Source organism: Micromonospora sp. NPDC047527 (assembly GCF_040643015.1).
Taxonomy (GTDB): Bacteria; Actinomycetota; Actinomycetes; order Mycobacteriales; family Micromonosporaceae; genus Micromonospora.
In genome coordinates this window covers 1187911-1205670 of record NZ_JBEYTK010000001.1, presented here as the reverse complement: position 1 = coordinate 1205670, position 17760 = coordinate 1187911, and the positions used below count along the sequence as shown (strand labels likewise).

Genomic DNA, 17760 nt, shown 5'->3' with positions numbered 1-17760 from the left:
CGTTTCTTCCACCCGGTCAGGACGTGTCGAGCGGCCACACCGTCACCCGGCCGTCCGTCTCCCGGCAGACCAACCGGGGCCCGGCGCGCCGGCAGTCGGTCACCCCCGCGGGGAGCACGCCCCGCACCCGAGGACCGTCCCGGCCCGCCGTCGCGACCAGGATGCGGTGGCCGTCCGCCGCCGGCTGAAGCAGCACCAGAGCGTCGGCGCCATCCCGTGCACCCGCCACGATGCGCCACCGCGCCCCAGCCGGCCACACCCAACTCCGCGCGCCGGAGGCCGGATCGAGCGCCCACCGGCCCTGCCGGTCCTGCGCGCAGACCAGGCCCTGACAGGCCCGCAGGGTCAGCTCCCCCCGCTCCACCGGCGCCTGCCAGCGCGGCGTCAACCCGGGCAGGTCGTACCCGGTCACCGCCGCTCCGGTGTCGGTCGGATGGCGCAGCACCAGATGCCCACCGATGACCTGAGGATTGTCCGGGCCGAAGTCGGCAGGTGGCAGCGACCCCTGCCCGTGGACTGCGCCGTCGCGGGCGTCGAGCAGCCGAACCAGCCCGTCGTCCTGCACCAGCAGCACCCGTCCCGGTGGATCGATCAGCACCTGCACCACGGCGGTGGACGGCACCGGCACCGACCAGCGGGTGGCGCCGGTGGCCAGGTCGACGCCCCGCACCGTCCCCTCGACCCGGCGCCCCGGCTCGGAGGCACTACGGACCTCACTCACGGCCACCGCCGCGTCGCCCGCCGCGTACATGCGGTCGGGTCGTTGCCACAGTGGTTCACCGTCGCTCATCGACCGCGCGGTGGTCACCACCGTCTGACGCGTCTGATCGCGTTCGGCGAGCAGCAGCACGTCACCAGCGGCCTGGGCGGACCAGCTGGCGGCGGGTGCCACGGCAACCCGCCACCGGGCCGGGCGGTGCGGTGCCGCCGCGTCGTACGCGCTCACCGTCGGCGGGCTCGCATCCCGGTCGACGACCAGCAACAGCGGGCCGGCGATGAGCAGGGCCGCACGACCGGTCACCGGCGGCCCCACCTGAGCCGACAGGCGCGCGGGCGCGGTGGCACCGCCGAGCAGCGCGCACGCCGCCAGCAGCACGGCCACCCGCCCGGGACGCGACGGCGGCGCCGGCCTCCGGTCGTCCTGCGAGGGCGCTCCCCGGGTGTCGCCCAGCTCGATCAGGACGTCCACCGGCCGTCACCCCCACTCACGTCGACCGGTCAGCAGAGCAGGTCCAGGTGTTGGTGGGCGTCCTCGGCGATGTCCTCGTGCCGCAGCCAGCGCCGCGCCCACAGCCGGGCGGCCAACTCCGCCTGCTCGTCACCCCACGCGGCGTGTTCGACGAGCAGCGCGGTGGTCAGCGCGTACGCCAGGCGCAGCGCCAGGCCACGAGCCCCGGCGAGCACCGCGTCCCCGCCCGGATCGGCGGTCACCGCAGCGATCGTGTCGTCCAGCCGGGCGGCGGCCGTGGCCAGGGTGTCGGCCAGCGCGGGCGACAGCGGCCGGGCCAGGTCGACAGCGGCGGCCAGCCGGCTCAGCAGCGGCGCGCCGGCGCCCTCCCGGGTCAGCGCGCGGAGCACGTCCAGGGCCAGCACATTGGTGGTGCCCTCCCAGATGGGCAGCACCTGCGCGTCGCGCAGCAGCCGGGGCACACCGGTGTCCTCCACGTAACCGGCGCCGCCGAAGCTCTCCACGTACTCGCTGGCGGAGCCGACGGCGAGCCGGCCGGTCGCCAGCTTCGCCAGCGGCGCCACGATGCGCAGTTCCGCGGCGGCCTCCGGGTCGGCGCCGACCTCGACCCGGCCGAGCAGCGCGAACGCGTGCCCGGCGAGGGCGAACGCGCCCGCCGCGTCGACCGCGAGGGTGCCCAGGGTGGCCCGGTGCAGCGGCGAGGACACCAGCGGGCCGCCGGCGACGTGTCGCACGTCGGCGTACGCGCGGGCGTAGGCCAGGCCGCGCCGCATCCCGCCGGCCGCCGCGGCGGCGTTGTGCACCCGGGTCACCACGACCAGGGTCATCGCCCGCACCAGGCCGGGCACCGCCGGGTCGCCCAGCGGCACCGCGTACGCGTCGTGCAGGCCGATCTCGGCGGTCGGCAGGGCCCGGGTGCCGAGCTTGTCCTTGAGGCGGTGCACCCGCACGCCGGGTGCGGGCGCGTCCGGTGCCGTGCCGCTGGCCAGCGGCGAGTCGACCGCGTACCGGGGGACCAGGAACGGGGCGAGCACGCGGCTGCCCCGGCCAGCGCCCTCCGGTCGGGCCAGCGCCACCGCCATCGCCGCGTCGGCGGCGGAGCAGAACCACTTCTCCCCGGTCAGCCGCCACGAGCCGTCCGCGGCGGGCCGGCCGACGGTGCTGGAACGGCCCAGGTCGGAGCCGCCCTGCGCCTCGGTCATCCACTGCCCGCTGGTGATCGCCGTGGCCGGGTCGGTGGAGATCAGCCGGGGCAGCCACGCATCCCGGATCGCCGCGTCGACGTCGGGCAGGCTGAGCAGCGCCGCCGCCCCGTCGGCCATCGCCACCGGGCAGGAGAACGTCGCCGACTCCGGCCCGTACAGGTGCAGCAGGGCGTGCTGCACCACCCGCGCGGCGGCGCCCCACGTGCCGCGCGCCTCCGGCAGGTAGGGCAGCGCGACCACGGCGTGCCGGGCTGCGGCCTCCCGCTGGGCCTGCCAACCCGCCGAGGTGTCGATCCGGTCGACGCGGGCGCCCCACGCGTCGTAGCGGACCAGCGTCGGTGGATGCGCCTCGGCGTCGGCGTGCGCCGCCCGCAGCGGCCCGGTCACGTCGGCGGCCAGGTCGGCGAGGCGACCCTTGGCGGCCGCGTGCCCGGCCGGGCCGAGGTGACGCTCCAGCCAGGACCGCAGCAGGGCGTCCCCGGCGTACGGATCGGCGGGGGATGGCATCGGCTGCACGAAGCGGCTCATCGATCGGCTCCCTGGCACTGCTCGGGGGGTGTGCGCCGACGGTAGACGATCCGTGGCCGCCGCGAACAGGGCACAACCACGCACCGGACGCACCCAGTTTCCGACTTGTCCCGATCTGCCGCGACGGTGTTCTCTACGGTCGGTAGTCGTGGGTGCCGGGCAGCCGTGGAGCCGACCGGCCCGGCGGCACCGCCCGATGCGCGCCGGGCTGGCCTTCGTCGGGATCGGCGTGGTGCTGTGCTGCGTCGGGGTGGCCGGGCTGGGCGCGTGGAACCTACAGACCGTGCGCCAGGCCACCGGCCCGATCCGGGAGACCGCCGACGGGTTCCTCAGCGAGGTGACCCTCGGCGACAGCGACAAGGCGTACGAGCGGCTCTGCGCGGACGCCCGCAGCAAGTGGAGCCCGATCGGCTTCACCAGTTGGGTGCGTACGCCGCCGATGGTCACCGACTACGAGATCACCGACGTGTCGGTGGCGACCCGCAGCGGGCGACCCCAGGGCACCGTGACCGTGAAGGTGACCCGCGACGGCGGGCTCAGCGAGGAACGCCGCCTGCCGGTGGTCCGCGAGAGCGGCGGCTGGCGGGTGTGCGGTGACCCCTTCTGAGCCGCCGGTCGCCGACCCGGCGCACCCCCGGTTGCTGCGCAAACGCCAAGGCGTCGAGCCGACCACCTCCAGCGAGCTGTTCTTCGACCTGGTCTTCATCTTCAGCATCACCCAACTGGCGCACTATCTGATCGAGCACCCGAACTGGAGTGGCGCCGGGCGTACCGCGCTGCTGCTGGCGCTTGTCTGGTTCGTCTGGGTCTACACCACCTGGCTGACCAACTGGCTGCAACCGGACCAGGGACCGGTGCGGGCGGTATTGCTCGGGGTGGCGCTCGGCAGCGTGCTGTTGTCGGCAGCGATCCCGCAGGCGTTCGCCGGGATGGGTCTGCTCTTCGCGGTCGTCTACGTGACCGTGCAGCTGAGCAGGACGGTATTCGGCCTGTGGGCGGTGCGGGGCACCCCGTGGTTGGTCGCGGGCTTTCAGCAGTCGCTGTCGTGGGCGGTGGGGACGTCGGTGCTCATCCTCATCGGCGGTCTGGTCGGCGGGACCGCACGGCAGGCGCTGTGGACGGCGGCGATCGTGCTCGACGTGATCGGCCTGTCCATCGGCTACCCGCTGCCCCGGCGGGAGCGCACCCGACCCGAGCGGTGGATGGTCGAGGGCGGGCACCTGGCCGAACGCTGCGCGGCGTTCATCCTCATCGCGCTCGGCGAGTCGATCCTGGTCACCGGCAGCACCCTCACCCGGCACCTGGACCTGGAGACGTCCGGGGCGTTCCTGCTGGCGTTCGCCGGGTCGGTGGGGCTGTGGTGGGTGTACTTCGCCCGGTCGGCGGCGGCCGCCACGGAGGTCCTCGCCCGTGCCGGTGACCGCACCGGGGCGCTGAGCCGGCTGGCGTTCAACTACCTGCACCCGGTGACGGTCGCCGGAATCGTCGTCACCTCGGCGGGCGACGAGCGGCTGCTGCGCGAGCCCGGCGCGCCGGCAACGCTTGTCGCCGCGCTGTTCGTCCTGGGCGGGCCGGCGCTGTTCCTCGCCGGGCATGCCGCCTACCAGGCGGTGCTGTGGAGGACCCGGTCGGTCAGCCGGATCGCGGCGGTCGCGGTGCTGGTGACGCTGGTGCCGGTGAGTGTGGGGCTGGCGGTGCCGGTGGCAGCGTGTGCCGTGGCGGCGGTGGCGGTGACCGTCGCGGTGATCCTGACGGATCGACGACGGGCCGCCCGGCTCGCCTGAGCGGAGCGGTCAGTCGCGCGGGCCGAGGTCGCCGGTGCGGTGGTGCCGCCGGCAGAGCACCTGATAGCGCACCTCGGCGGTGTCCACCGTGTCGCCGATGACGACCTGCGCGCCTTCGCGGACGACTCGCCCGTCGACGACGCGAGCGTTGAGCAGCCCCTCCCGGCCGCACCAGCAGAGCACCTCGACCTGGATGCGGGCCACCTCGTCGGCCAGCTCGAACAGCCGTTGCGCGGCGGGGAACAGGCAGGACCGGAAGTCGGTGGCGAGGCCGAACGCGAACACGTCCACGTCGTAGCTGTCGACCAACTCGGCCATCTGCTCGACGTGCTCGACGGTGTAGAAGCCGGCCTCGTCGCAGATCAGGTAGTCGACGCGTACCCCGTCGGCCCAGCGGCCCCGCACGAGCGCCCGCAGGTCCAGGTCGTCGGTGACCTCGATGGCCTCGTGGGCCAGGCCGATGCGGGTGGTGACCTGCGGGCCCAGCGAGCGGTCGATGCGGGTGGTGACCAGCCCGCGACGGCCCTGCCGGGCGTGGTTGTAGTTCATCTGCAACGCCATCGTCGACTTGCCGCAGTCCATCGGCCCCCAGAAGAACTTCAGCGCCGCCGCGTGCAGGGGACGCCCGTCGAGTCCGCTCGCCGCCGCGCACCCGGCCGCGTGGTGCGGGCCGGCGAGCGGGTGGGCCAGGCAGGTCGGGGAGGTGGCGGCGTCGTCAGTCACGGTCGGGCAGCCTAGCCCATCGGCCGTCCTGGATTGGTCGGCCGATGGGCAGCGTGCTCAGAGCACCCGTGGTGGTGTGTTTCCGGCGGCGATGATGGCCCGGCGCATCGGCACGGCCAGGAGTAGCAGGAACCCGACCACGAAGAAGATCAGCAGGGAGACCAGGCCCACCCGGTAGGAGGCGGTGAGCTGGAACACCAGGCCGAACGCGAGCGGGCCGAGCCAGCTGGTGCCCTTGTCGCTGATCTCGTAGAACCCGTAGTACTCGCCCTCCTTGCCGGCGGGGATGAGCTGGCTGAACAGCGACCGGCTCAGCGCCTGGCTGCCGCCGAGGACAAGGCCGATGGCGGCGCCGAGGATCATGAACGGCACCGGCGCCTCGGCGGGCAGCCGGAACGCGGCGAGGATCACACCGGTCCAGAGCACCAGGCTGAGCAGCACGGTCTTCCAGGCGCCGATGCGCTTGGCCAGCGCGCCCAGGGTCAGGGCGCCGCCGAAGGCGAGGAACTGCACGAGCAGGATCGTGATGATCAGCGTGCTCTGCTCCAGCCGCAGCTCCTCGGTGCCGTACTGGCTGGCCAGGGTGATGACGGTCTGGATGCCGTCGTTGAAGACCAGGAAGGCCAGCAGGAAATACAGGGTCAGCGGGTACGCCTTGATCTCCCGCATGGTGCGCCCGAGCTGCCGGAACCCGTCGATGAGCACGTTGCCGCCGCCGGCCAGGGCCGCGACGCTGGGGCGCTCGCGCAACCAGCGCAGCGGCACCAGCGTGAACAGCGCCCACCACACTCCGGCGGACACGATCGACCAGCGGGCCAGGTCCAGGGTGCGTTGCGGGTCGTCGCCCTTGTCCAGCAGGGTGATCGCCACCAGGTTGAGCGCCAGCAGCAGACCGCCACCGAGATAGCCCAGCGCCCAGCCGCGACTGGAGATGCCGTCGCGTTCGTCGGGGCCGCCGAGCTGCGGCAGGAACGAGTTGTAGACCACGATCGCCGCGCCGAAGGAGATGTTGGCGATCAGGAACAGCGCGCCGCCGAGCAGGTAACGGTCGCCGGTCACGAAGGCCATCAGGATGGTCGCGCCGGCGCCGGTGAACGCGGCCCCGCCGAGCAGCCGCTTCTTGTGCGCCGACCGGTCGGCGATCGCCCCGATGACCGGCAGCACGAACACGGTGAGGAACACCGACAACGAGATCAGGTACGGGTAGTAGGACCCTGCGGCGACCTTGATGCCCAGCGGGTACACGTACCCGTTGCAGGTGTCGGCGCCCAGCTCACAGCCGGCGGCCAACTCGGCCACGGTGGTCAGGAACGGGCCGAGGAACACGGTGATCACCGTGGTCTGGAACGCGGAGTTCGCCCAGTCGTAGATGTACCAGCCGCTGCGCTCGCGGCGGGTGCTCGCCGGGGGCGGGGTGTCGTCCACCGTGGGGGTCACGGTTTCGGCCATCGGGGGTCCTTCGACGATCAGGCGGCCCAGTGGCCGCGGCTGCGGTAGACGTCGCGCAGCAGGCCGACGTGATCGGTCATGATGCCATCCACACCACGATCAAGTAAGTCGTGCATCTGGGCAGGTTCGTCGATCGTCCAGACGTGCACCTGAAGGCCGAGACGGTGGCAGTAATCCAGGAATCGGCGGTCCACCACCGGCACCCGTCCGTAGCGTGGTGGCACCTGCGCGGCGACCACCGACTCGGGCAGGCGCAGCGGGCGACCGTGCAGTGAGGCGAGGCGCAGCCGGGCCACCCCGCGCATGCCGAGGCTGGTGGCGACCCGCCCCTCGGTGAGCGCCCGCAGCCGGGCCAGCCGGGCGTCGCTGAACGAGGCGAGCAGCACCCGGTCGTTGGCGCCGGCCCGGGCCACGGTGGCCACCGTCGGCTCGACACCACCGTCGGCCTTCACGTCGATGTTGAAGCGGACCTGCGGCCAGGCGCCCAGCACCTCGTCGAGCCTCGGTACGACGGCGGCACCGCCGACGCGTACCGAGGCGAGGTCGGCCCAGCTCAGGTCGGCGATGCGCCCCGCCTCGCCGGTGACCCGTCGCAACGTCGGGTCGTGGAAGATCACCGCAACTCCGTCGGCGGTGGCGTGCACGTCGGTCTCCACGTACCGGTAGCCCAGGCCGATGGCGCGGGCGAACGCCTCGGCGGTGTTCTCGTCGCCTTCGGCGGCGCCGCCACGGTGGGCGAACGCCAGCGGCCCTGGCGCGTCGAGGTAGCCGGGTCGGGTCAGCACGCGACGCAGTATGCCTGCCGCCGGTGGATCACGGGTGGCCCGCCGGCGACGATCGCCGCAACGTTGCGCAGGCGAAATCGGGTTGCCGCAGCGCGAGGGCGGACACTAGATTCGGCGTCGTGACTGCCGGGTCGGCCATTGGCCACGAGCGGACAGGGCACCCGGCGGGCGAGTGACCCCCGGGCGGGCCCGAGGCCCGCCCTGTCTCCGCACCGCTCCGCGCTCACGCGTCGTGTTGTCGCCGCCGCGTTGCCGCCCCCTTCCCACCTGCCCGTGCCCGCCGCGCCGTGGCGTGGCGAGCCCCTGTTCACCGGGAGTCACATGCCGCACACCTTCAATGACGACGTCATCGCGGAGTTCCGCGCCAACGGCGGCCGCGTCGGCGGTTGGTTCGAGAACGCCCGCCTGATCCTGCTCACCACGACCGGGGCGCGCACCGGCACGCCGCACACCACCCCGCTGGGTTACCTCCCCGACGGGGGCGAGCGGATCCTGGTCATCGCGTCCGCCGGTGGCGCGCCCCGCGACCCGCAGTGGTTCCGCAACGTGCTGGCCGATCCGCTGGTCACGGTGGAGGACGGTGTGTTCACCTATCGGGCCCGCGCCGAGATGCTGACCGGGCCCGACCGCGACACCGTCTTCGCCCGGGCGGTGGCGGCCGACCCCGGCTGGGGCGAGTACCAGGACCGGGCGGGGCGCGTGCTGCCGGTGGTGGCGCTGGAGCCACTGCCGGGCCCGCCGACGCCGCCACCGGGTCCGCCGGGAGCGGCGCTGGTCGCCATCCACGACGCGTTCCGGCGGGAACTCGCGCTGATCCAACAGGAGGTCGACGACGCGGGCCCGCACGTGGGCGCACAGGTGCGGGTGAACTGCCTGACCCTGTGCCACGGGCTGCACGGCCACCATGAGCGTGAGGACGCCGGCCTGTTCGCCTGGCTCGCCGACCAGCGGCCCGACCTCGCTCCGGTGCTGGCCCGGCTCAACGACGAGCACCGGGCGATGGCGGCGGTGCTGGACGAGCTGCGCACTGTCCTGGGCACCCCGCAGCCGGACCGGGAGGTTCTTCGCCGCGAGGTGGCCCGGCTCACCGACCAGGTACGGGCGCACCTGGCGTACGAGGAGGAGCAGCTCGTGCCGCTGCTGAACGCCGCCGACTGACGCGTACCGGTCGGGCTGGCCCTTGAGGCGGGGTCAGCCCGACCGGCGGCGGTGTACGCGGCTGCTGTCGCTCGGGCGGCCCGGGTCGACGTACCGGGGCGTGTCGGGCTCGTCGGGGCGCAGCGGGGCGAGGGCGTCGGTGAGCGCGTCGATGATCCGGTCGGTGGCCCGGCGGGCGGCACCGGGATCGGCGGCGTCGACCTCGCCCAGGTCGACGGGTTCGCCGAAGTGCACGCGGATCACCGGGCGACGCCACACCGCGCGGGCCACACCGCGCAGCATCCCCCGGGGCGCCCGGTAGGGCAGCACCTCGTGGGCGCCCCACTGGGCGACCGGGATGACCGGTGCGCCGCAGTCCAGGGCGAGGCGGGCGGCGCCGGTCTTGCCGCGTTCGGGCCACATGCCGGGGTCCAGGCCGATGCGCCCCTCGGGGTAGATGAGGATCACCGAGCCCGCGGCGACGGCGGTGGTGGCGGCGTCGAGCGCCCGGTGCACGGCGGTCGTGCCGCGGTCGACGCGGATGTGCCCGGCGCGGCGCATGAGGGTGCCGATCACCGGGGCGCGGAACAGCCCGGCGGTCGCCATGACCCGGGGGACGATGCCGCGGACCTGGCAGGCGGCGACCAGCACCACCGGGTCGAAGGGGCTGATGTGGTTGGCGGCCAGCACCAGCGGCCCTCGGCGCAGGTGCGCCGGGACGTCGCCGGTGACCTCAAGGCGGGCCACCAGGGCGACCAGGGCCCGAGCCAGCAGCTGGGCGCCGCGCCAGATCAGCGGCGGCTGCCAGGGGGAGTGTTCGGTGTCCATCAGCGCGCCATCGTCGCACGCAGCGGTGGGGCCGCGAGGGCGGGTCGGCTGGTTGCCCTCGCCCTCCCAGAGGGCCGGGCGGCCGGGGTGATCAGGGTCATTGGTCCCAGGCTGGTTCGGGCCGCCAGGCCCTGCCGCTTTTTCTACGACGAGCAGTAGTATTTACTACGTCTCGTAGTATGAATAGCTGGGGGTTTCAGGTGGACGCGTTGGACGTCGCCCGGTGGCAGTTCGGTGTCACCACCGTCTACCACTTTCTCTTCGTGCCACTGACCATCGGGTTGTCGGTGCTCGTGGCGATCCTGCAGACGATGTGGCACCGCACCGGCAACGAGCGTTACCTCAAACTCACCAAGTTCTACGGCAAGCTGTTCCTGATCAACTTCGCGATGGGTGTGGTCACCGGCATCGTGCAGGAGTTCCAGTTCGGCATGAACTGGAGCGACTACTCCCGCTTCGTCGGCGACATCTTCGGCGCGCCCCTGGCCATCGAGGCCCTTGTCGCCTTCTTCCTCGAATCCACCTTCATCGGCCTGTGGATCTTCGGCTGGGACCGGCTGCCCAAGCGCCTGCACCTGGCCAGCATCTGGGCCGCCGCGATCGGCACCAACCTCAGCGCGTACTTCATCCTCGCGGCGAACTCGTTCATGCAGAACCCCGTCGGTTTCCGACTCAACCCGGAGACCGGCCGCGCCGAACTGACCGACTTCCTGGCCGTGATGACCAACAAGGTCGCCCTGGTCACCTTCCCGCACACCCTCGCCGGATCGTTCCTGGTCGCCGGCTCGCTGGTCGTGGCCGTCGGCCTGTACCACGTGATCCGCAACCGCGACTCCGCCGACACCGGCGCCTACCGCTTCGCCACGAAGTTCGGCTCCTGGGTGGTCCTGGTCTCCACCGCCGCGGTCGTGTTCACCGGCGACATCCAGGGCAAGATCATGACCGAGGTGCAGCCGATGAAGATGGCCGCCGCCGAGGGCCTCTACACCACCGAGAGCCCCGCCTCGTTCTCCGTGCTCACCATCGGCAGCCTCGACGGCAGCCGCGAGGTGTTCGCCCTCAAGATCCCGTACCTGCTGTCGTACCTGGGCACCGGCGACCCCAACGGCACCGTGCACGGCATCAACGACCTACAGGCCCAGTACACCGCCCAGTACGGCGCCGGCAGCTACACCCCGATCATCCCGGTCACCTACTGGAGCTTCCGCTTCATGATCGCCTTCGGGCTGGCCGCCGCCGCCATCGCCCTGCTGGTGCTCTGGACCCAGCGCAAGGGCCGCACCCCGCGCAGCAAGTGGCTGCTGCGCGCCGGGCTGGCCATGCCGGTGCTGCCGCTGCTGGCCAACTCCTTCGGCTGGATCTTCACCGAGATGGGCCGCCAGCCGTGGATCGTCTTCGGCGAGATGCTCACCCGCGACGGCGTGTCCCGCAGCGTCTCGCTGGGCGAGGTGCTGACCTCGTTCACCGCCTTCACGCTGATCTACGCCACCCTCGCGGTGATCGAGGTCAAGCTGCTGCTGCGCTACGCCAAGGCCGGCGTGCCCGACGTCAGCGAACAGCCCCCCATCGACGACACCCATGACGACGCCGAGCGTCCGCTCGCCTTCGCCTACTGATTCCGGAGCCCATCGTGGACCTCACCACCATCTGGTTTCTCCTCGTCGCCGTGCTGTTCACCGGCTACTTCATCCTGGAGGGCTTCGACTTCGGCGTCGGCATGCTGCTGCCCGTGCTCGGCCGCAACGACCGTGAACGCCGCGTCCTGATCAACACCATCGGCCCGGTCTGGGACGGCAACGAGGTCTGGCTGATCACCGCCGGTGGCGCGATGTTCGCCGCCTTCCCCGAGTGGTACGCCACCCTCTTCTCCGGCTTCTACCTGCCGCTGCTGCTGATCCTGCTGGCCCTGATCGCCCGGGGGGTGGCCTTCGAATACCGGCACAAGCGCCCCGAGGCGTCCTGGAAGCGCCGCTGGGACGCCGCCATCGTGGTCGGCTCACTGGTGCCGGCGATCCTGTGGGGCGTCGCGTTCGCCAACATCCTGCGCGGCGTGCCGCTGGACGCCGACCACGAGTACGTCGGCGGCCTGCTCAACCTGCTCAACCCGTACGCCCTGCTCGGTGGCGCGACCACCCTCGCGCTGTTCCTCACCCACGGCGCGGTGTTCCTGGCCCTGAAGACCAGCGGCGACATCCGCGAGCGCGCTGGCGCCCTCGCGGTGCGCCTGGGCGTCGGCACCGCCGTGCTCGCGGTGGGCTTCCTGACCTGGACGCTGAGCATCCGCTCCAGCACGGCCGCCGTCGTGCTCGCCGTCGGCGCGGCCCTCGCCCTGCTCGGTGGTCTGGCCGCCGCCAAGGTACGCCGGGAGGGCTGGGCGTTCACCGGCACGGCCGTGGCGATCGGCCTGGCGGTGGCGACCCTGTTCGCCGCGCTGTTCCCGAACGTCATGCCGTCCACCCTGGACGCGGCCGGCACCCTGACCACCACCAACGCGGCCTCCACCCCGTACACCCTGAAGATCATGACCTGGGTGGCGGTGATCTTCACCCCGATCGTGCTGGCCTACCAGGGCTGGACGTACTGGGTGTTCCGCAAGCGGATCGGCGTGGCCAACATCCCGCAGCACTGATGGCGGTGACCTGGCCGCGCGCCAGTCCGTGGCGGCGGTCAGGTCACCAGCAGGCGAAGGCCGAGTTCCGCCGCGTCGAGAGCGACGAGGTCGCGGTTGCGTTCGGCCCACCGCCCTGAGGCGAGGTCTGCCCGGAGGCTGCGCACCGCCCGGTGCTCGGCCTCCGGGCCGACTCTGGCCCAGAGCGACAGGCCGCGGCGCACCCGATCGTCCAGGTAGGCCTCGGGCCGACGCCAGTACGCCTCCAACAGACCGTCGGCGCAGTCCCACGGGATCGGCACCGGTTCGATGCGGGCGTCGATCGCGCGGGCCTGCTCGGCCAGCGACGGTCGGTCGGCGAGAAGGTTCGCGGCCTCGGGCAGGTAGTCGCGGGTGAGCCAGAACCGACGGTGCCATCCGGTGGCACTGTCGTCGTGCGTGAACACCACCACCCGCCGGGCCACCCGTCGCATCTCGCGCAGCCCCGCGATCGGGTCCGGCCAGTGGTGCACGGTGGAGACCGCCATCGCGGCGTCGAAGGACTGATCCTCGAACGGGAGGTGCGCCGCGACGGCGGCCACGCACGGCGCCGCGTCCGCGGGGCGCTGTGCCCGCATGAGCGCCGACGGTTCCACCGCGGTGACGTCGCGGTCGACGGGCTCGTAGGAGCCGGTGCCAGCCCCGACGTTCAGGACCGTCCGCGCGTCTCCGAGCGCGGCCCAGAGCCTCGCGGCGATCCGTGGATCGGTGCGACGCGTCACGGTGTAGGTGGCTCCGATGGTGTCGTACAACTGTCCGCTGGACATGTCCGCCGCCCTCCTGGCTGTCGCGTCGATGTATCGGCGCGATACGTCGGGACGATATGTGCTGGCGTGCCGCGCCCGCAACGCCCGCACCCGGCGGAAAATGAGCGGTCGGTGAAGATCCGTCCCGCTAGGGTGTGCCGATGCCCGCCACCGTGCACGTCCGCGAACTCACCGTCGATGACCTCGACGCCGCCTGGGAGCTGGGCTGCCTCGCGTTCGGCTCCGACCCGCGGCACCGCCCCCCGCGCACCACTGTCGACGTGCCCGGCATGACCCGCTACGGCGCGTTCGACGACAACGGCCGGCTCGTCGGCAAGGCCGTCGACCTGCACCACGACCAGTGGTGGGGTGGGCAGGCGGTGCCCGCCGCCGACGTGGGCGGTGTGGCGGTCGCGCCCGAGGCCCGGGGCAGGGGAGCGGCCCGCGCGATGCTCACCGCCCTGCTGCGGGGCGCCCGCGAACGCGGTGCGGCGATCAGCGCGCTGTATCCCACCGTCGCCGCCCCGTACCGCGCCTGCGGCTGGGAAGCGGCCGGTGTGCTGCGTACCCTCGATCTGGCAACCGCCGCGCTGCCCCGGCACCGGCCGGATCCCCGACTCACCGTCCGCGCCGGCACCCCCGCCGACCTGCCCGCCGTCACCACCCTGTACGAGCGGATCAGCCGGTACCGCAACGGGCTGCTCACGCGCCGGGGCGAGCTGTTCGACGTCCCCGCCGCCGACGGCGGTCTGCCCGGCGACGGGCTCACCCTCATCGAGGACGGCGGTGACCTGGTCGGCTACGCCACCTGGGAGCGGGGCCGTGGCTACGGCGCTGACTCCGTGCTCACCGTGGACGAGGCGTTGGCCGTGACCCCCGAGGCCGCCCGGGAACTCGTCGGCGTGCTCGGCAGTTGGGCAAGCGTCGCGCCCACCCTGCGGCTGTGCCCCCTCGACGGCGACGCCGTCAGCACTCACCTGCCGCTGGAGTCGGCCCGCGAACACCAGCGGAACCTGTGGATGCACCGGCCGGTGGACGTGGCGCGGGCGGTCGCCGCACGGGGGTGGCCCACCCACGCCCGGGGCGCCGTCGACTTCACCCTCGCCGACCCGATCGCCGAGTGGAACTCCGGCACCTGGCGGTTGGTCGTCGCCGACGGCGCCGCCGAGCTGACCCGGGTCGACGGCGAGCCGGACCTGCGCCTGGACGTACGCGGCTTCGCCCTGCTCTACGCCGGTGCCGCCCGCGCCCGGTCGGTCGCCGAGGCGGGCCTGCTGCACGCCGCCGGTGTGGATCCCGACGCCCTGGACCTGTTGGGTGCCGGCGGCCCGGCGCACCTGCTGGACTACTTCTAACCGACAGCCCGCCGGCCGGGCTTCCGGCATGTGATCGACTCGGGATCAATGAAATCGGGGTGTCCGGGCGACTGGGACACCCTGATTTCCCTGAACCCGAGTCGATCAGCGGTCGACGACCCTCCGGTGGCCGCCTGGTGACGGCGTCCGGTCAGGCCGGGGTCGCTGCCAGGTCGGCGTTCGCCCGCTGGGTGACCAGGGTGAGGACCCGGGCGGCCGCGCTCGCCTCGTCGGCCGGGATGTCCCCGTAGAGCCGAGCGGTGATGTCCGCGACGGCGGCGGAGACGCGGCGCTGGGTGACGTGACCGGCGTCGGTGAGCCGCACGCGAGCGTCAGCGCCCGTCGACAGGCCGGCGTCGACCCGAGCGAGACCGTCGACGCCCGTCGACGGGCCCCCGTCGACCCGAGCAAGGCCCTCGTCGACGAGGTGGGCGATCACCTCGTGCACCGCCGATTCGTCGATCTTGAGGGTGCTGGTGATCCGGTGCACGATCCGCGTGCGCTCGACGGCGCCGTCGGCGAGGACGTTGAGCGCGAGCACCTGCCCGAAGGTGAGCCCGAGCGGGGCGACGGCTCGCTCCAGCAGGGCCCGGGTGGCGTAGTGGGCCTGACCGATGACCTGCCCGTTGAGGGTGGGAGTGGTGGACATGACGCCTCCTTTGAAACGTTGGCCGAACCAACGTTGGTGCGGCCAACGTAACACGGATCGTGGGTCGCGCCAACGATTCCTGTTAGGCTGCCGCCATGGAGTCCCCGCAGTCACCCGCCGGGCTACGCACCACCCCGAGCTGGCTGCTCAACCAGGCCGCCAGCCACGCGGGCCGACTCATCAGCGAGGGCTTCGCCGCGCACGACCTACGCGGCTACCACTACCGCCTGCTCGCCGCGCTGGCCGAGGCCGGGCCCGCCAGCCAGGCCGACCTCGGCAGACGCTGCGGCATCGACCGCAGCGACGTGGTGGCGGCCATCAACGACCTGGCCGGTCGAGGGCTCGTCGTACGCGCCCCCGACCCCGCCGACCGCCGCCGCAACGTCATCAGCCTCACCGACGCCGGAGCCGACGAGGCCCGCCGGATGGGCGAGACCGTCGACCGTGTCCAGCGCGACCTGCTCGCACCGCTGTCCGCCGCCGAGGGTGAGCAGCTGACCCGCCTGCTCACCCGGCTGGTCGAGCACCACAACCGGCGCTGACCCGCCTCAGCGGGCCTCGCGCAACTCCGCCAACCGTGCTTCGATCTCGGCCAGCTCGGCGCGCAGCTTCTCGGCCTGCTGCTCCGCCTCGGCCCGCTCGGTGCCGAGGATCTGCTCCACCGCCTCCTGCACACCCGGCACGTCGACAAGCGCCACCATCTTCAACGCCTCGGCCGGCTTCACCACGTACGGCTTCGCGAGGGCCTTGCTGCCCTGCTGCGCGGCGACCGTCCACTCACCGTCGGCGTACGCCAGCGTCACCGTGAGGCCCGCGGGGCCCTTCGGCTTGACGGCCTTGACCGCCCGCCGCGCCGGCGGCTTCTCCGTCTGCTCCACCTTGGGCTCCTCCTGTCGCTGCGCGGGCACCCGCGGCGTGTCCAACACGAACTCCGGTGCCGCCACCGCGGGCGGCTCCTGCGGCTCGGGCTCCGGCTTCGGCTCCACCACCCGACGACCAGCGCCCTTGGGCGCCACGGCCAGATCGGCGGGGGAGAACGGCAACTCGTCGCGGCCGAACCGCACCACCATGAACTCGTCGGACACCTCGGGGTCGGTCAGCTCGATCACCTGACCGACCTGACCGGCGATCTGACCCGCCGACGCGGTGAACACCACCCTCGGCTTACGCCCGGCCGCCAACGCCTCGCGGATGCTCTGCACCTCGTCAGTGGACAAACCCTGGCCGGCATCCATCACTACCCTCTTCCGTACACCTGTTTGATTGCTGTCTTGATACCAGCCGACTGCGACACCCGCCGCACGGGGTTCGCGCCCGCTCAGCCGCCCAGTGCCCGCAGCGCCCGGTCCGCGTGGTCGTTCATGCTGACCTCGCTGTGGATCACCTCGATGATCCGCCGGTCCGTGCCGATGACGAACGTCAGGCGCTTGGTGCTCAGCGGCCCCAGCGGCAGTCGTCGCCGCACCCCGAACCGCTGCGCCACCGTCCCGTCCTCATCCGACAGCAGCGGATAGTCGAAGCCGTGCAGCCGGGAGAACTCGGCCTGCTTGGCCACCGGGTCGCGGCTGATGCCCACGCGAGTCGCGCCCAGGGCGTCGAACTCCGCCGCCAGATCCCGGAAGTGGCAGCTCTCCGCCGTGCAGCCCCGGGTCATCGCCGCCGGGTAGAAGAACAGCACCACCGGCCCGGCCGCCAGCAGCTCCGACAGCCGCCGTGGCGTGCCCGTCTCGTCCGGCAGCTCGAAATCCTCCACCACGTCGCCGACGCCCACACCCGCCACCGCGCACCTCCGTTGTCAGACCGGACAGGCGGTGAGCGTAAGCGATCACGCCCAGAGCGCCGCCACCTCGTCCACCACGACGCCGGCCTGCGCCCGGCCCGCCCGAGCGGACCCGGCCCGCCGCGCCGGGTCCAGCACGTTGCGGCCGATCGCCGTACGCGCCGCCGCGTCCGGCGTCACCACCACCACCCGTGACCCGGCGACCCGCAACGCGGCCACCTGCGCGGACAACCGTGGCATCGGTCCGAACGCCCCCGACGTCGGCGCGATCACCAGCACCCGCCCCGCGTCGGCCGCCAGGTCGGCGTTCACGGGCGAGCGCATCCCCCCGTCGACGTAGCGGCGCGCGCCGACGGTCACCGGTGGCCACACCCCGGGCACCGCGCAGCTCGCGCCCACCGCGTCCACGAGCGACACCCCGCTGTCCCGGTCGAACACCACGAACTCACCGGAGGACGCGTCCACCGCCGTGATCAGCAGCCGTCTCGCCGGCCACTCCCGCACCGGCAGGCGGGCCTCGATCACCGCGCGCCGCGACGCCTCCGACGGGGTACGCGCCGCCACCGCCATCGCGCCGATCCGCGCCCGGGAGCGCACCGCGTCACGGGTACGGCCACCGGCCCACACCAGCCGCGCCAACGCCGCGAAGCCCAACCGTGCCGCCCGCTCACCCGACGGTGGCGCCAACTGCTCCTCGTACAGCTGCTCCAGCGGCAGCCCCGAGCACACCTGCGCGCCCACCACCGAACCCGCCGACGTGCCCACCACCAGGTCCGCCTCGGACACGTCCACGCCCCGCTCGGCCAACCCCGCCAGCAGCCCCAGCTCCCAGGCGACGCCGGTCACCCCGCCACCACCGAGCACCAACGCCCGCCGCATGTGACTCTCCTCTCGACGACCGACCCGCGCCGGTCACGGTAGCGTCGGCGCATCCGGTTCGCAGCCACCAGACACC

At 72.9% G+C, this 17760-nt stretch carries 17 protein-coding genes and 1 pseudogene; 7 read left to right on the top strand and 11 right to left on the bottom strand.

Going from position 1 to position 17760, the window contains the following annotated elements:
* Window positions 1-16: 16 nt before the first annotated feature.
* Both ABZ808_RS05195 and ABZ808_RS05190 read right to left on the bottom strand, forming a co-directional pair.
* Window positions 17-1189 carry a PQQ-binding-like beta-propeller repeat protein gene (locus ABZ808_RS05195; protein WP_357001120.1) on the bottom strand — a complete coding sequence of 391 codons (1173 nt, stop codon included), beginning with the start codon at window positions 1187-1189 and terminating at the stop codon, window positions 17-19.
* 29 nt (window positions 1190-1218) lie between these two features.
* Entirely contained in the window at window positions 1219-2922 is a 1704-nt protein-coding gene (locus tag ABZ808_RS05190) for an acyl-CoA dehydrogenase family protein (RefSeq protein WP_357001117.1), read from the bottom strand.
* 148 nt (window positions 2923-3070) lie between these two features.
* Here ABZ808_RS05190 and ABZ808_RS05185 point away from each other — a divergent pair, with 148 nt between their 5' ends.
* Complete coding sequence (locus tag ABZ808_RS05185; protein ID WP_357001115.1) at window positions 3071-3529, top strand: hypothetical protein; 459 nt, start codon at window positions 3071-3073, stop codon at window positions 3527-3529.
* Window positions 3516-4706 carry a low temperature requirement protein A gene (locus ABZ808_RS05180; RefSeq protein ID WP_357001112.1) on the top strand — a complete coding sequence of 397 codons (1191 nt, stop codon included), beginning with the start codon at window positions 3516-3518 and terminating at the stop codon, window positions 4704-4706. Before ABZ808_RS05185 ends, ABZ808_RS05180 begins: the two co-directional genes overlap by 14 nt.
* A gap of 9 nt (window positions 4707-4715) precedes the next feature.
* Here the strand turns inward: ABZ808_RS05180 and ABZ808_RS05175 are convergent, their stop codons facing one another.
* The 3 genes from ABZ808_RS05175 to ABZ808_RS05165 form a co-directional block, all read right to left on the bottom strand.
* Window positions 4716-5396, bottom strand: a complete 681-nt coding sequence (locus tag ABZ808_RS05175; RefSeq protein WP_357002763.1) for a thymidine kinase — start codon at window positions 5394-5396, stop codon at window positions 4716-4718.
* A 90-nt stretch (window positions 5397-5486) separates the two neighbouring features.
* Window positions 5487-6878, bottom strand: coding sequence for an MFS transporter (locus ABZ808_RS05170; protein WP_357001108.1), 1392 nt, complete (start codon window positions 6876-6878; stop codon window positions 5487-5489).
* 17 nt (window positions 6879-6895) lie between these two features.
* Window positions 6896-7663, bottom strand: a complete 768-nt coding sequence (locus ABZ808_RS05165) for a glycerophosphodiester phosphodiesterase (RefSeq protein ID WP_357001104.1) — start codon at window positions 7661-7663, stop codon at window positions 6896-6898.
* Window positions 7664-7984: 321 nt separating this feature from the next.
* Here ABZ808_RS05165 and ABZ808_RS05160 point away from each other — a divergent pair, with 321 nt between their 5' ends.
* Entirely contained in the window at window positions 7985-8821 is an 837-nt protein-coding gene (locus tag ABZ808_RS05160) for a nitroreductase/quinone reductase family protein (protein ID WP_357001102.1), read from the top strand.
* Between the two features lie 33 nt (window positions 8822-8854).
* Here the strand turns inward: ABZ808_RS05160 and ABZ808_RS05155 are convergent, their stop codons facing one another.
* Entirely contained in the window at window positions 8855-9628 is a 774-nt protein-coding gene (locus ABZ808_RS05155) for a lysophospholipid acyltransferase family protein (RefSeq protein WP_357001100.1), read from the bottom strand.
* Window positions 9629-9828: 200 nt separating this feature from the next.
* On the opposite strand from ABZ808_RS05155, the gene ABZ808_RS05150 reads away from it, so the two are divergent.
* Window positions 9829-11244 carry a cytochrome ubiquinol oxidase subunit I gene (locus tag ABZ808_RS05150; RefSeq protein WP_357001098.1) on the top strand — a complete coding sequence of 472 codons (1416 nt, stop codon included), beginning with the start codon at window positions 9829-9831 and terminating at the stop codon, window positions 11242-11244.
* Window positions 11245-11258: 14 nt separating this feature from the next.
* Window positions 11259-12257 (top strand): cytochrome d ubiquinol oxidase subunit II, encoded by a 999-nt coding sequence (cydB, locus tag ABZ808_RS05145; protein WP_357001095.1) that lies wholly within the window; start codon window positions 11259-11261, stop codon window positions 12255-12257.
* A gap of 38 nt (window positions 12258-12295) precedes the next feature.
* On the opposite strand, the pseudogene ABZ808_RS05140 reads toward cydB, so the two are convergent.
* Window positions 12296-13030: pseudogene (locus ABZ808_RS05140) on the bottom strand (methyltransferase domain-containing protein); the annotation flags it as partial.
* A gap of 152 nt (window positions 13031-13182) precedes the next feature.
* On the opposite strand from ABZ808_RS05140, the gene ABZ808_RS05135 reads away from it, so the two are divergent.
* Window positions 13183-14376, top strand: a complete 1194-nt coding sequence (locus ABZ808_RS05135) for a GNAT family N-acetyltransferase (protein ID WP_357001092.1) — start codon at window positions 13183-13185, stop codon at window positions 14374-14376.
* 151 nt (window positions 14377-14527) lie between these two features.
* On the opposite strand, the gene ABZ808_RS05130 is transcribed toward ABZ808_RS05135, so the two are convergent.
* Complete coding sequence (locus tag ABZ808_RS05130; protein WP_357001089.1) at window positions 14528-15025, bottom strand: MarR family winged helix-turn-helix transcriptional regulator; 498 nt, start codon at window positions 15023-15025, stop codon at window positions 14528-14530.
* Between the two features lie 95 nt (window positions 15026-15120).
* Between ABZ808_RS05130 and ABZ808_RS05125 the strand changes: the two genes are divergently transcribed.
* The gene (locus tag ABZ808_RS05125) at window positions 15121-15567 is read left to right on the top strand and encodes a MarR family transcriptional regulator (protein ID WP_357001086.1); all 447 of its coding nucleotides are present in this window, start codon (window positions 15121-15123) and stop codon (window positions 15565-15567) included.
* A gap of 6 nt (window positions 15568-15573) precedes the next feature.
* Here ABZ808_RS05125 and ABZ808_RS05120 read toward each other — a convergent pair whose 3' ends face one another.
* The 3 genes from ABZ808_RS05120 to ABZ808_RS05110 all read right to left on the bottom strand — a co-directional run bounded on the left by ABZ808_RS05120 (window position 15574) and on the right by ABZ808_RS05110 (window position 17684).
* Window positions 15574-16260 (bottom strand): hypothetical protein, encoded by a 687-nt coding sequence (locus ABZ808_RS05120; RefSeq protein ID WP_357001082.1) that lies wholly within the window; start codon window positions 16258-16260, stop codon window positions 15574-15576.
* A gap of 83 nt (window positions 16261-16343) precedes the next feature.
* The gene (locus ABZ808_RS05115; RefSeq protein ID WP_357001080.1) at window positions 16344-16805 is read right to left on the bottom strand and encodes a peroxiredoxin; all 462 of its coding nucleotides are present in this window, start codon (window positions 16803-16805) and stop codon (window positions 16344-16346) included.
* Between the two features lie 45 nt (window positions 16806-16850).
* A complete protein-coding gene (locus tag ABZ808_RS05110; RefSeq protein ID WP_357001078.1) occupies window positions 16851-17684 on the bottom strand; it encodes a patatin-like phospholipase family protein in 834 nt (277 codons plus the stop codon).
* Between the last annotated feature and the right edge of the window lie 76 nt (window positions 17685-17760).

Excerpts from the sequence above, each read along its gene's own strand:
- ABZ808_RS05170 (WP_357001108.1), bottom strand. The coding sequence starts at position 6,878 with ATGGCCGAAACCGTGACCCCCACGGTGGACGACACCCCGCCCCCGGCG.
- ABZ808_RS05135 (WP_357001092.1), top strand. The coding sequence starts at position 13,183 with ATGCCCGCCACCGTGCACGTCCGCGAACTCACCGTCGATGACCTCGAC.
- ABZ808_RS05160 (WP_357001102.1), top strand. The coding sequence starts at position 7,985 with ATGCCGCACACCTTCAATGACGACGTCATCGCGGAGTTCCGCGCCAAC.
- ABZ808_RS05120 (WP_357001082.1), bottom strand. The coding sequence starts at position 16,260 with ATGGATGCCGGCCAGGGTTTGTCCACTGACGAGGTGCAGAGCATCCGC.
- ABZ808_RS05130 (WP_357001089.1), bottom strand. The coding sequence starts at position 15,025 with ATGTCCACCACTCCCACCCTCAACGGGCAGGTCATCGGTCAGGCCCAC.
- ABZ808_RS05110 (WP_357001078.1), bottom strand. The coding sequence starts at position 17,684 with ATGCGGCGGGCGTTGGTGCTCGGTGGTGGCGGGGTGACCGGCGTCGCC.
- ABZ808_RS05190 (WP_357001117.1), bottom strand. The coding sequence starts at position 2,922 with ATGAGCCGCTTCGTGCAGCCGATGCCATCCCCCGCCGATCCGTACGCC.
- ABZ808_RS05155 (WP_357001100.1), bottom strand. The coding sequence starts at position 9,628 with ATGGACACCGAACACTCCCCCTGGCAGCCGCCGCTGATCTGGCGCGGC.
- ABZ808_RS05125 (WP_357001086.1), top strand. The coding sequence starts at position 15,121 with ATGGAGTCCCCGCAGTCACCCGCCGGGCTACGCACCACCCCGAGCTGG.